Here is a 12,747-nt window from a genome sequence, read left to right as displayed (position 1 = left end):
ATACTATTCAAACTGGTTACGCACGTAGTAACCCTCTCCTTTTAGCAGCACTTCTTTCCTGAATAACTCTACATCATTGGCTACCATCTCCTTAACCAGGCCGGCCAGGTCGTATTTAGGCTTCCACCCCAATTGTGTTTGAGATTTGGTGGGGTCGCCGATCAGCAGGTCTACTTCGGTTGGGCGGTAATAGCGTGCATCCACAGCTACCACTTCTTTACCGATCTCGACCTTGAAGTCGGGGTTCTTGCAGGCAGTAACGACACCAATTTCCTTTTCATCCTTGCCCTTGAATTCAACAGTGATACCGACCTCACTAAAGGCCATACGCACGAACTCACGAACGGGCGTGGTTACACCGGTTGCAATAACATAATCTTCCGGCTTGGGTTGTTGAAGTATCAGGTACATTGCTTCTACATAATCCTTGGCATGCCCCCAGTCGCGCTTGGCATCGAGGTTACCGAGGTAAATTTTATCCTGCAGCCCCAGTGCTATTTTGGCCACACCACGGGTGATCTTGCGGGTAACGAATGTTTCACCGCGAAGTGGAGATTCATGGTTGAACAGGATACCATTTACGGCATACATATCATAAGCTTCCCGGTAGTTCACCGTGATCCAGTAGGCATACATTTTAGCTACTGCATAGGGAGAACGGGGATAGAAAGGAGTTCTTTCAGATTGAGGGATTTCCTGCACCTTTCCGTATAATTCGGAAGTTGATGCCTGATAGATCTTGGTTTTCTTGGTCATGCCCAATAAACGTACTGCTTCCAGGATCCGCAGCGTACCGATACCATCGGCGTTAGCTGTATATTCCGGCGTTTCGAAACTCACCGCAACGTGGCTCATGGCCGCGAGGTTATAGATCTCGTCGGGTTGAGTTTCCTGAATGATACGGATCAGGTTGGTAGAATCCGTAAGATCACCGTAATGCAGCTTCAGCTGTACGTTCTTTTCATGAGGATCCTGATAGAGATGATCAATACGTTCGGTATTGAAAAGCGAACTTCTGCGCTTGATCCCGTGAACAACGTACCCTTTCTTCAAAAGCAGGTCAGTCAAATAAGCTCCATCCTGGCCGGTAACACCGGTAATTAAAGCAACTTTTGGCATAGTGTTTATCTGGTTATAAATTGGAATATTTTACGCACGGGCTTCAGCCAGGTCGTAAAAAAAAATGGTTTCAGATCATTCAAAGCCCAGGCCATCCGGTCTTCTCGGTTTGCCCGAAGCCGGTTCTTCAGGGAAGCATTGCTCATACCGCCAGCTCTCATTTTCACCAATACTTCAGGGATATATCCTGCTTTCGCATCGTGGCGCACCAGGATGCGGAGCATCATTTCATAATCGGCAGCAGATCGTAAATCAGTGTTGAAAACTCCTACCTGCTCATAAATCCTGCGTCGCACAAAAAACGTAGGATGCGGGGGCATCCATCCATAGTAGAAGTATTTTCTCTTGTACCGGCCACTTTTCCAGTGGCGGGTGACTACATAAACGTCATTTTTTCTAACATATTGCAGATCACCGTATACAACATCTATTGCCGGATCTTCGAAAGCCGCCATGACACGGGAAAGGACCTGATCGTTGTTATAAAAGTCGTCGGAGTTCAATATGCCGACTACATCACCGGTAGCCACTTTCAGCCCTTTGTTCATGGCATCATAAATACCCCTATCCTTTTCACAAACGATTCGTGCAACGTGCGGAAAGTCTTTAACAATATCGAGGGTACCATCCTTCGACACCCCATCTATAATAATATGTTCAATGGACGGATGATCTTGCCGGGCAACGCTGGTCAGCGTGTCCCGAACGGTTTCGGCACTGTTATAGGTAGCTGTGATAATTGATATTGTCATGGCTTGGGAGCGATCACCCTTTCGCGGGCGGGTTGTGCAGGATTGCCCTGGTAAATAGTATAGGATTCTAAATTCTTCGTAGCCACGGACATAGCCGATAATACAGCATGAGAGGCAGCATGAACTCCGGGGCAAACAAGTGCTTGCGCACCAATCCATACACCCTCCTCCAGAGTAATACCGGAAACCGACAGATCGAAAGTTGTCTTGCTGTAATCATGGTTACCGGTTAGCAGCATGGCGCCCTGAGAAAGACAAACATGGCTACCAATGGATACAGGGGCCAGGTTGTCGATCCAAACTTTCTCACCTATCCAAACATGATCGCCGATGGTTAGTTTCCAGGGATACTTGATATTGACCGCTGGTTTAATCACGACGCCTTTACCCAGTTTGGCGCCAAACCAACGTAACATTGTTGTTTTAAACCCACTTAGTGGAAACAAGGGATTGATGTAGAAACAAACGTTGATCAGGTACCAGGCAGCCTGTTTGAAACGGGAAGCCCCGATCTCGGCTTTATACCAATCGTTGTTGTACGATGAAAGGTCTGTTGCGGGCTTCATTGAAATAAACGGGTATATTTTTGCAAAGCATCTGAACCTGCGCTAAACTGGTAGGCGAAATTCCAGGCTCCTGACGACCATTGGTTGTATTGCTCCTGTTCCATATCGAGTACAGATTGAAGTGCCTGTTCAAAGCCCTTAGGGTCTCCAAGCGGTAAATCCCAACCTGCTCTGGCAGTCTGCAGACTTCTCCAGGGAGTTTGATCGCTGATCAATACAGGCTTACCGGCAGAAAGCCCTTCAAAAATAGCATGTCCAAAGTTCTCTCCCTGCGTTGGCAATCCGAAAATATGATGTTGGGCAATAATGCCGGGCAGCTCATGATTAGGCTTCTCACCCATAAAATTGACCCTAACTCCTGTCGGTAATGTTGCGGACAGTTGCCGGCAGCTTTCTGTGTAAGCTTTATCTTCCTCACTACCAATAACGCTCAACGAAACCTCCCCATTTAGGTATTTCATCCGTTCGATCAGGAAATGCAGGTTCTTGATGGGGTGGATCCTGCCTACGAAAACAATGTTCAAAGTCCCTTTCTTCTTGGGCGAACTTCCCGGGTAAGGTTGCACATAAGCCGGGAAATTGGGTATCAATACGACTTTGGAGGAATTACCGAAAGCCTGCTGTACGTCCTTAAACTCCGTGTCATCCGTTGCCTGGAAAGCTATATGGCGGTGCACCGACAACCACCGGAAAGCGCGCAGGAAAAACTTCTTTTTGGTAGCCTTGAATTGCAGAGCGCTTTGCCGCAACATTCCCCGGGGAGCCAGTACCGTATTATTTTTCCATCCTCTCGACCGGTTGATCAACAGCGGATAAATGGTAAAGTACCTCGAAAAGAGGCTATTGAGATAAATATGATCCGGATTGATCGATTCCATTACACCCCGGATGTATTTCCAGTTCAGGTTGCCGGGTGAACAATACAACACGTTGACGGCCTCATCATAAGTAACCCATTGATCAGTCTGGACGTTTGCATAGGGTTCCTGTGCATTCAGATCGCGGTCACCAGTAAACACATACACCTTATAGTGGTGCTGCAGGTGGCGTACAAAATTAACCGCCGAACGTATGGGGCCGCCGGCCTTAAAGCCTGGATCGAACCAATCAATAAATACCAGGATAGACTTCTTGTCTTTACTCATGGGAGATCATCAATTGCTGCTGTTTTTTTCCATCCAATACTCCAATACCACAAAAAGCCACAACTCCATCCACCGTACCCCTGGATCTCCTTTCCTGAACCGGTCCCAATAGGCCAGTAACGCCTTACCATCGACAAAATCCCGCTCGCTGATCCGTTTCAGTCGCTGATCGCAGAAGGCGAACAGTTCGTTTTTCATCCAAACCGACCAGGGGAACAGAAAACCTTGTTTACGGCGGTGAACCACTTCGTGGGGCAACAACCCCTGGAGGGAATCTACCAAAAGACCTTTTGGGGTATGAGGGAACTTGAAGTGATCGGGAATACCCAGCACATAGGTTACGAGGTCGTGATCGAAGAAAGGCTCTCGTACCTCAAGCGATACGGCCATACTCATCTGGTCGGTGTCTTTCAAAAGCGTATGCTGCGTATACCCAAGGTACTCCGCTATCGATACCTGACTCAGGCTTGGAAACTTCTCCATACTGCCATTGAGTTGCAATAAATTATTTTCCAATGCAGTGGATTGCCGATCGAGATGTGTAAGATTAGTCAGCAGCCCTCCCGACAGTATCCTTCTAAACTCCGGATAAAACGCAGCAATGGAGCAAGCCGGAGCTTTCAGCAATTGCTGCAGTCTGCCTGCTTTATTTGAACCTTTTAAGGCAAGGACACTTGCAGCTATCTGTCGTGCCGGACCGGCTATACCCCACATCTTACTGAACTTCTTAAGCTGCAAAAACTGCTTGAAAAAGGGGTAGCCCGCAAACAATTCGTCGCCACCAACGCCCGATAGTGCTACCGTGAGGCCGTTTTGTCTGATAGCTTTTGAAACAACATAAGTGTTCACCCCGTCGCCGCTGGGCGTATCCATGGCATTCAGTGCATTATCAAGTTCATCCAGGAAAACGGAAGGCTTAAGCAATACCTGGTTGTGGTTGGTATTGAATTTTCGCGCAATCGTAGCTGCATAGTCCGACTCATCAAATTCCTTTTCACTGAAGCCGATCGTAAAAGTATTGGGTCTTGCACTGCTTACTTCAGCCATCAGGCCAACAACAGCGCTTGAATCGATACCTCCCGATAAAAAAGCACCAATGGGCACATCGCTCACCAGGCGCCGTTCAACAGAGTCACGTAAAAGTTGACGAATTGTCCGCAACACCTGACTCTTATCATCGTAGCTTCCTTCTGTAGAAGTTGAGGTGATATCCCAATATTTCCGGGTGGTGATTTTCCCTTGACGGATGGTCATCCAGGAACCGGCATCCAACTGGAATATGTTTTCAATGATGGATAGTGGGAACCCGATTGATTGGTAACTGAGAAACTCTCTAACGGCAGCTGTACTGATCTTGTTAGGAACCAGCCCGGTAGCCAAAATCCCCCTTATCTCTGAAGCGAACAGGAAGTGGTGATCATTGGCAAAATAATAGATGGGCTTTACACCCATCCTGTCGCGTGCGATGAACAGCACCTTTTCGACCCGGTCCCAAATGGCGAATGCGAACATCCCCTTCAGCAACGGGAGGCAGTCGGCCCCCCATTTTATATAGGCTGCCAGTAATACTTCCGTATCACCCGTGGTAGTGAACGGATAATCACTGAGGCGATCCCTGACCTCCTTAAAATTATATATCTCGCCATTATAGACCATTCTATAACGGCCACTTGGGTCGGTAAACGGCTGATTCGCAGCTGTAGACAGGTCGATGATCGAGAGCCGCCGATGTCCCAAAGCCACTTCATCTTCGATGAAGTCGTTGTGGGCATCGGGGCCCCGATGCGCCATGGCATCGGTCATCTTTTTAATGGTCGAAGGATCAGCCAGAGGCTGCCTGAAATGAAGTATACCGGCAATGCCGCACATGTTTCAAAAAAATTATAAGGGAATAATGCCAAAGGGTGGCATCGAACCGCAAAAAAAAGAGTACTCCTATTACGGGTTCTCAAATTTTCGATCATTGAGTACAACGGGAAACCAGGGTAAATAGTACAGCCTTGCTTAGATAGGTTGAACGGGAACCGGAGCAACTGTGGCGTCTGGTGCGGCCGTCGTCAAAGCAGCTTTCTTCTTTGCCTTCAAATACAGGTTGATGGAAAAAAGCATTACGATCAGGTATGCACCAAGGGTCAGGTTAAAAAGAATATTATTTTTCTTGAGGCCAAGACTTCTGATGGAATAGCTATCCGTTTTCTCCTTTCCGACGGCCAGGTACATTACGTTTTTCAATAAGGGCATAATAACGGGTACTTTGTCCCAGTTGGTATAGCGAACGCCCTCGTACCGGTATGCCATATTATAATCCGCGGGAAGTTGTTGTTTATAATATTCCCAATTGCTATGAACATCCTTGAACCCGGCCAACTGTCCATCGGGCTTTCTGAAAAAGACATCACTCAGCGCATCCATAACAACCCAACCCGCTGATGTTTTGGCCTCCACAATGATATGCCCGGCACTCTGCCCTTCTACAGTCATTTGTGGGATCCGCGTTTCGATATCCATTTCCTGGAGCAATCTGGCCAGTACGTAGGCGTGGCTTCCACAGGCCCCCTGCGCAGTCATCAGGTCGACACTAACCGGGGCGATCACATTGGCCTTCACTCCACTAATATTGTTAGCAACAAATACAGGCATCCGGTATTCACAAATCTGGTGTACCAGGTGAACACTTTTGGTAAGCAGACTATCTTCTTTGCCAGCCTGGCTATCGGAAGGTGTGTTCACTACCTGGCTTTTGACAAACGAGGCCATTGCCGTGAACAATCCCTTCTCATATTGTTTTTCGATATAGAAGTAAACCAGTGAAGCGAGTAAGAAGCCATTCAGGAATATAATAATATACTTTCCATTTCTGGAAAGGAAAGAATTGGGCTGTATTAAGCGTCGAAATAAATTCATAAGATAACGACATTGAACGTACGGAATTCCATGCCGGTATCAGATTTAGAGGTACATATCCTGGCCATAAGTAAGATTTTTTGGAAACTGGTCTTGATCTCTTATGTGAACGTATTTGGTCAGGATTCCGATGCATAATTACTAAAAATTAAGACCGTGGCCTAAAGTTGTGCAATTAAAATGAAATTAAATGTTTCTACAGTACGAGTGTTCAATCATTGATTTTCACGCGCTTGTATACCTGTAAGTACCTTTCGGCAATGGCAACTGCTTCATATTGTTTAACATTTTCAAACCCCTTTTTCACCAATTGGTCCCTATATTCAGCGTCGGCCATGATCTTGCAAACCCCCTGTCTGATCGATGCAGTATCGTATGGATCTACCAAACAGGCGCCTTCGGCGGCTACTTCTTTCATGGGGCTGATATTGCTGGTGATCACCGGGCGGCCGGATTTTTGTCCTTCCACAACTGGCAAGCCAAAGCCCTCGTAAGTAGAAGGGAACATAACAATATCACAATCCGCATAAGCATCAGCCAATGCTTGTTCAGACAGGCCTTCGCGTTGTTCATACTGAATATTGTTCATTTCGAGCAAATTCTTAGCATGCGCAGTTAGGTTTCCCACAATATGAAGCAAACAGGGAATTCCTTTGATAGCCTCGATGACCCGCTCGATATTCTTATTGGGTGTAGAGCCAATAAATAGCAGTACGGGCTGTTCTTGCCTAAAACTATGTTGCCGATAGTAAAATAGATCTCCCACAGGATTGGGCACTACCACCACCTTTTCAGGATCACATCCGGAATTTTCAATGATTTCCCGGCGTGATTTATCGGAAATGGTCGTTATCAGCCTGGATCGCTTTACAGGCAATTTCAGGAAAATGAGCTTTAGGAGCCATTTTTTAAGTCCATTCGATTGGTACAGGAATACACAATCATGGATCGTGAGGATTGTTTTCTTACGCGGAAATGCCATCACCATATAGTGGATATCGCCGGTAATATGGAATATATCTGCCGACAATGACTTTCCCGACCTGATATTCTTCCAAATATGCAGGGGTGAAGCTTTTATTTCCGGTACGTAGACCTGCTGTACCGTCGCTTTTTGTGCGATGATATCGCCAAGCTGCCGAAAGATCTTTTCAATACTAAAGCCGTGTTCACGGTTTTTTCGGAAGATCAGCGAAATCCTGAGCGAGTTTTGTTCGTTATCCGCCATGAAAAATTATCCGGGGTGAGTTGAAACCTGCGCTCCGTTTACCTGATCCTGAATGGTGGGCTTCCTGCGCCGTTTCATAATGTACCTGTCCTTATATAGTCCAAACCATTGAGGCATGATCTTATAAACCCCCCAAATGAAGAATGCAGACTTGATAAGCGAATTGAATATCTGAAGGCTATCCGTTTCTGCGGAATAGGTAATCTGGTAGAATAATACTGGGAGCCAGAAGACCAGCAATGGAACTTTTTTACTCAGTACAAACACGAGCAGATACACCCCCCGGATGAAGATACCCAGCAAGCACATGAAGAGAATGCCTCCAAACTTGCCAAAACTACCATATGCTTCTCCCAGGGGCCCCACATTGGTCGACCAACCTTTTATAGAAACACCAGCATAGTATTTCATATTAAACTTACCGCCCGCCTCCGGTTTGTCGGGCCACAATAACCTCGGCACAAAAGCCGACGCAAAAGAAAGCGAAAGGTTTTTGCCACCATCATAAGGCTGAACTTCCGGGATGCGCCTCATTACCAACGCCACGTTGTAGCCCTGGTTTACGCGGTAATAGATGGGATAAAAAGCTTTCATAGAGAACATGCTTTCCTTAGCCAACTGTTCTGTCATCAAATTGAAGAACAACTCCGATTTACTCCCCGCATAGTTCTGCCGCCACGTCGATTTACGAAATTCCGGCTTTACCACCTGGATGATGATCAATATAAAAGCTCCAAAAAGAAAAAATACCAGCTTGCGGGCGATTCCGGCTTTAGAACCCAGGAAGAAGAAAGAGAAAAGAGTAATACCCATGTATGCCACGACTGTAAACATACCCGTACGCAAGGCATTATAGAAAATAAAGAGGACAAACAGGGAAAGGATCGCCCACTTGTATTTAAACGAGGGAGTGTAGTAAACGTAAAGCAGGCCCGCAAACGCTGTAAAGTAAAACAGAGAGAAGATGAACTGCAAAGCCGAAGGCAAAACGGTCATAGCGAAAAACATGACCACACCTGTCGTAAGAATGATAAGACTCACCCTCTTCATAGCTGGTCTGGACAATATCTGTCGACACAAATCAACCTTAGCCGCCAGCGATGCGCCCTGATCAGTTTTACCCTCCCGTCCTAACGGCCAACACAAGGCTATCGAGAAGGCAATAATGGCCGGTAAGGCAAAACCGAAGTAAGTTTCCTCCGTTACAGGCATGTATTTAACCCAAAACCCAAAATTGCTTGTTCTTGTATAGGTAGTATATCCCAAAGTGGGCATCGCCAAACAAATAAAAATTGTATGGAGTGCCACGATTTCGCGCAATACGAGGCCTTTTCCCAGTTTATCCAGTACCATCATGAAAATGATGGCCAACATGATATATGACAAAGGGATATACCAATTCGTAAGGAGCGATAGCAATAGCACTACGCCCTGCATTCCCAGGAATAAATATGGTTTAAATGACTTCACGGTGCGAAACTAATAAATCAATTTACATCCACAGAACGAATAGATCCAACGATCTGCTCGAAACTCCACGACCTGATAATTTCAGCCGACTTCGCCCCCATCGCCTTCAGTGAATGCCCCTCAATGGTCTTTTCCAGTTTGCTGTGCAGATCATCAAGGTTTCCGGTAGCAAAAATAAAACCATTTACATCGGGTTTGATCAAATCTACGGCAGCCCCAACCTTGTCGCTTGCAATAACAGGTAAGCCGCAGGCCATTGCTTCGTTAAGCGCCAGTCCCCAGGTTTCACTCGTTGATGGCAAAATGAAAACATCCCCCAGCCGGTACACGACCGGCATCATGCTTTGGTTCTGAAAATCAACAAACTTAATGTTGGCTAACCCGCCTGCTTCTTTTTTTATGGTTGGCTCCATAGCTCCGTTGCCCACCATCAGTATCTTGACTTTGGGGTTTGTCAATTTTCTGGCTAAATCAGTAAGAATGCGGGGATCTTTCCGCCACTCTAATTTGCCTACAAACAACACGACAATATCATCTGGACGAAACCCCAGGCTTGCACGCCATTCACTGGCCTGCCGTGCATATTGCCCATCTTTATCGAAAAATCTGGTATTATCGATAGCATGGGGAGTAAAAACAAGCTGCTTCTCCTTCAGTCCATGAGCCTGGAAATAAGCTTTATTATTGGCTCCAGCATAAAGCGCTACATCGATATGCCTGTACACCCACTTCAGGAACAACCTTCGAAGCTGCTTTTTAAATCCTGGTCGTTCATCAAGCAAAGTGGAATCGCCCCTGAATAAAATAGTCACTTTCTTGTGAAAGCGACGCATCAATTTAATATGGCTGTCAAAACTCCACCCGATCACCAGGATAGCGTCAGGCTTCCAATCGGTCACTTCCTGATTCAATGTTGGGTTAATAATCCCTTTAAAATGTCCTGTACCCGGGTTGGCAGACACATTGTTCACAAAGGTGTATTCATAACCTTCTAATAATGGAATATCCCATTTAATGACGCGGCCAAATCCTTCGTCGAAATTCCCATTATCAGACGGTGGCCCCTGGGTGTAAAAAACCTTAACCGCCAGGTCAGATTTTGCCAGTAGTTCAAACCAGGGAGCATTATATTGAATAGGGTGTGTGGTAATGATTGCAAGCCGCTTCATGGAACTGAATAAAGAAATATTAGAATCCGCACTTCGCTTTTCTGGTCATCCAAACTGTTCACGCCTCTGTTACAACAGGCGCTACATTATTTTTCCGCCGGTATCCGAACGAAGACGATAATTTTTTGAAATACACTTCAACCACCCGGTAAAACAAGTAGCTGGCACCTATACACACCAGGAAAGAAATGATAACGATAGCCTCCCTGATGTGAACGTTTTGAATACGAGCCTCACATAAATTAATAATCCGACCGCCGATGGGCACATGGATCAGGTACAACGAATAGGAGATCAGGCCAAGGAACCTGAAAACTTTAGGTACACGGTCTACATAATTGATGGCTGCAACGGTAACCAGGACCAAAAAGGAGAACCAGGGGGTTTGCTGATAACCTAGCAAAATGCAAGTAGCACCAAATAATACAAAGAACTCACGGGCTTTAATAATGCCACAAATGAATTGAAAGAATAAGATCCCCGAAAGGAAGAAAGGTGCGTATGTGAATAGAAAGCGTCCACTGGGCCAGGGGAAAAATGATAGCGACACAAATGCGATAAAGAACAGGTAACGGACCAATGGTCGCTCGTGCACAATAAGGCTGTAGGCAAAGGCAATCAGCAAATAATATTGGAACTCGATCGCCAGTGTCCAGTAAACAGGATTCAGCCAGGTATCACCGGTAAAAATGTTCAGGTAAGCTACATGCCCTAGCAAATTGCCCCAATCTATGGAAAAAGGTGCTCCCCTGTAATACGGAGATAGCGTACTTACAAAATTCAGGCAAACCACCAGTACGATTGAAATAAGATAAGGAGGTTCGATACGGATAATCCTTTTCTTGAGGAAAGTACCCATGCTGGCGGCTGTATACTGTTTTATATACATGGCATAGGGGATCACGAATCCTGATATAACAAAGAAAACCTGGACGCCGGTCCAACCTATGGAACCTATCTGCCTCATCGTATTGCCTTCGGGCAAAAACTGCTCATTGCCTTTAGCCAAATGAAAGAAACATACCATACAGGAAGCAATTCCCCGCAACAGGTCTATAGAGGCAATCTCTTTTTGAGCGTTTAGTTTTTTAAGGCCGAGGTTCATCGATTACTTCATTGAAAAAATCAACTTGTTCTATGGTTCTTTGCTTCGCCATGTAAGGAGCGAATGCTCCCAGGTTATTAATCAATTTTTTTTCACCCAGGAGGTATGCACTCAGCCAGGTCAGGCATTCATCAACGTAGGTATCCGGGGAAAATTGCAAATGATCAAAAGCAAGGATGCTTTCCGGGCTTACTGTCTGCAATACCTGCACTACGCTGCTTTCCTTGTAAAACAGAGCCAGCAATGGCTTCTGTGCCAATATATAAGGATAAATTTTTGATGCCGTATAAGAAGTATCTACAGAGCCGGGAACCACCAATAGATCGGCCTTCCGCAGCAGGTATAGTGTCTCGAAATAAGGTATACGATCGGTAACTTCGGTAACCTTGTTGCCAATGCCCAATTCCAGGGCCAATGGTTCTATAGTCTTTTGCCCCCGGCCTGCCGGGGCGTAACTGGTACCCACAAACCAAAGATGAACATTCGAAAATAGTTCAGGATTGTTGGCCATACCTTTCGCTACTGCGCGAAACAGGATTTCCAGGGCGAACTTCATATCATGACCACCCCGCCCTACATATACCAGGTTTATTTTATCCTTGGATAATTCCACCTTATCGGCTTTACGAACAAACTTCTCCATAACAGAAAAGTCCGCCTCCGATACGCCAAAGGGGATCACCCGAAACTTCTTATTGCTCATGCCGGCATAACGCTGCTGAAAAACAGTGCAGTATCCTTGAGAAACGCTGATGATCCCATCTGCCCGGGGAACAGTTTTACCTTCCAGGTATTTATCGATATTATAGGAAATGAAAAACTTAGGCGGGCGTTCAGACTTTGGTTTGTCCAGGTAAAAATCGCTTCTCCATGGGTCCTGAATATCAAGAATAAATGGAACACCCCACTTTTTTTTCCAGCCTGGCCCCAAAGCCATTACGTGAAAGGCCGTGGTAGAGAAATATACCAGATCAAATTTGCGTCCCTTCAACAATTCATCTCCTTTCCGCTTAATATGGAAATAGGAACGCATGGACAAACTACCCAGACCAAGCTTCCGTGTATACTTGACATCAAAGGCCTTTACTTTATGGACTTCGATATCTGCCGGGTAGGTATGCAACAATAATGGATCAAGACTATAGGATTCTATGCATCGCTCATCTACCGTGATAACGACCGGCTCCCAACCCAGCTCCCTGAAATAGGCAAGCGACTGGCGCACCCTGTGCATATCAGCGCTGTTCACCGGCGGAAAGTGAGGAGATATGATTAAAACGCGTTTCACC

At 46.0% G+C, this 12,747-nt stretch carries 11 protein-coding genes; all 11 read right to left on the bottom strand.

Annotated features, from left to right (window positions below):
- Window positions 1-3 precede the first annotated feature (3 nt).
- The 11 genes from gmd to P2H89_RS01500 all read right to left on the bottom strand — a co-directional run bounded on the left by gmd (window position 4) and on the right by P2H89_RS01500 (window position 12,746).
- On the bottom strand, window positions 4-1,119 hold the full coding sequence (gene gmd / locus P2H89_RS01550; protein ID WP_275824708.1) for a GDP-mannose 4,6-dehydratase: 1,116 nt from the start codon (window positions 1,117-1,119) through the stop codon (window positions 4-6).
- A 5-nt stretch (window positions 1,120-1,124) separates the two neighbouring features.
- The gene (locus P2H89_RS01545; protein ID WP_275824707.1) at window positions 1,125-1,871 is read right to left on the bottom strand and encodes a glycosyltransferase family 2 protein; all 747 of its coding nucleotides are present in this window, start codon (window positions 1,869-1,871) and stop codon (window positions 1,125-1,127) included.
- Window positions 1,868-2,437 carry a WcaF family extracellular polysaccharide biosynthesis acetyltransferase gene (locus tag P2H89_RS01540; protein WP_275824706.1) on the bottom strand — a complete coding sequence of 190 codons (570 nt, stop codon included), beginning with the start codon at window positions 2,435-2,437 and terminating at the stop codon, window positions 1,868-1,870. Before P2H89_RS01540 ends, P2H89_RS01545 begins: the two co-directional genes overlap by 4 nt.
- Window positions 2,434-3,582: a glycosyltransferase family 4 protein gene (locus P2H89_RS01535; protein ID WP_275824705.1), complete on the bottom strand. Its 1,149-nt coding sequence runs from the start codon at window positions 3,580-3,582 to the stop codon at window positions 2,434-2,436. The genes P2H89_RS01540 and P2H89_RS01535 overlap by 4 nt, the downstream gene beginning before the upstream one ends.
- Before the next feature lie 9 nt (window positions 3,583-3,591).
- Window positions 3,592-5,451 carry an asparagine synthase (glutamine-hydrolyzing) gene (gene asnB / locus P2H89_RS01530; protein ID WP_275824704.1) on the bottom strand — a complete coding sequence of 620 codons (1,860 nt, stop codon included), beginning with the start codon at window positions 5,449-5,451 and terminating at the stop codon, window positions 3,592-3,594.
- 135 nt (window positions 5,452-5,586) lie between these two features.
- Window positions 5,587-6,486: a hypothetical protein gene (locus P2H89_RS01525; protein ID WP_275824703.1), complete on the bottom strand. Its 900-nt coding sequence runs from the start codon at window positions 6,484-6,486 to the stop codon at window positions 5,587-5,589.
- Between the two features lie 211 nt (window positions 6,487-6,697).
- Window positions 6,698-7,714, bottom strand: coding sequence for a glycosyltransferase family 1 protein (locus P2H89_RS01520; protein WP_275824702.1), 1,017 nt, complete (start codon window positions 7,712-7,714; stop codon window positions 6,698-6,700).
- 6 nt (window positions 7,715-7,720) lie between these two features.
- Entirely contained in the window at window positions 7,721-9,184 is a 1,464-nt protein-coding gene (locus P2H89_RS01515) for a hypothetical protein (protein WP_275824701.1), read from the bottom strand.
- Window positions 9,185-9,201: 17 nt separating this feature from the next.
- Window positions 9,202-10,353 (bottom strand): glycosyltransferase family 4 protein, encoded by a 1,152-nt coding sequence (locus tag P2H89_RS01510; protein ID WP_275824700.1) that lies wholly within the window; start codon window positions 10,351-10,353, stop codon window positions 9,202-9,204.
- A 58-nt stretch (window positions 10,354-10,411) separates the two neighbouring features.
- Window positions 10,412-11,458: an acyltransferase gene (locus P2H89_RS01505; RefSeq protein ID WP_275824699.1), complete on the bottom strand. Its 1,047-nt coding sequence runs from the start codon at window positions 11,456-11,458 to the stop codon at window positions 10,412-10,414.
- On the bottom strand, window positions 11,442-12,746 hold the full coding sequence (locus tag P2H89_RS01500) for a glycosyltransferase (protein WP_275824698.1): 1,305 nt from the start codon (window positions 12,744-12,746) through the stop codon (window positions 11,442-11,444). The genes P2H89_RS01505 and P2H89_RS01500 overlap by 17 nt, the downstream gene beginning before the upstream one ends.
- Window position 12,747 lies beyond the last annotated feature (1 nt).

The organism is Paraflavitalea sp. CAU 1676, assembly GCF_029223285.1.
Lineage (GTDB): Bacteria > Bacteroidota > Bacteroidia > Chitinophagales > Chitinophagaceae > Paraflavitalea.
This window is presented reverse-complemented; position numbering and strand designations above follow the sequence as displayed.

Bases quoted from the DNA above. Each gene is read 5' to 3' on its own strand.
- gmd (WP_275824708.1), bottom strand. From the start codon at position 1,119: ATGCCAAAAGTTGCTTTAATTACCGGTGTTACCGGCCAGGATGGAGCT.
- P2H89_RS01545 (WP_275824707.1), bottom strand. From the start codon at position 1,871: ATGACAATATCAATTATCACAGCTACCTATAACAGTGCCGAAACCGTT.
- P2H89_RS01540 (WP_275824706.1), bottom strand. From the start codon at position 2,437: ATGAAGCCCGCAACAGACCTTTCATCGTACAACAACGATTGGTATAAA.
- P2H89_RS01535 (WP_275824705.1), bottom strand. From the start codon at position 3,582: ATGAGTAAAGACAAGAAGTCTATCCTGGTATTTATTGATTGGTTCGAT.
- asnB (WP_275824704.1), bottom strand. From the start codon at position 5,451: ATGTGCGGCATTGCCGGTATACTTCATTTCAGGCAGCCTCTGGCTGAT.
- P2H89_RS01525 (WP_275824703.1), bottom strand. From the start codon at position 6,486: ATGAATTTATTTCGACGCTTAATACAGCCCAATTCTTTCCTTTCCAGA.
- P2H89_RS01520 (WP_275824702.1), bottom strand. From the start codon at position 7,714: ATGGCGGATAACGAACAAAACTCGCTCAGGATTTCGCTGATCTTCCGA.
- P2H89_RS01510 (WP_275824700.1), bottom strand. From the start codon at position 10,353: ATGAAGCGGCTTGCAATCATTACCACACACCCTATTCAATATAATGCT.
- P2H89_RS01505 (WP_275824699.1), bottom strand. From the start codon at position 11,458: ATGAACCTCGGCCTTAAAAAACTAAACGCTCAAAAAGAGATTGCCTCT.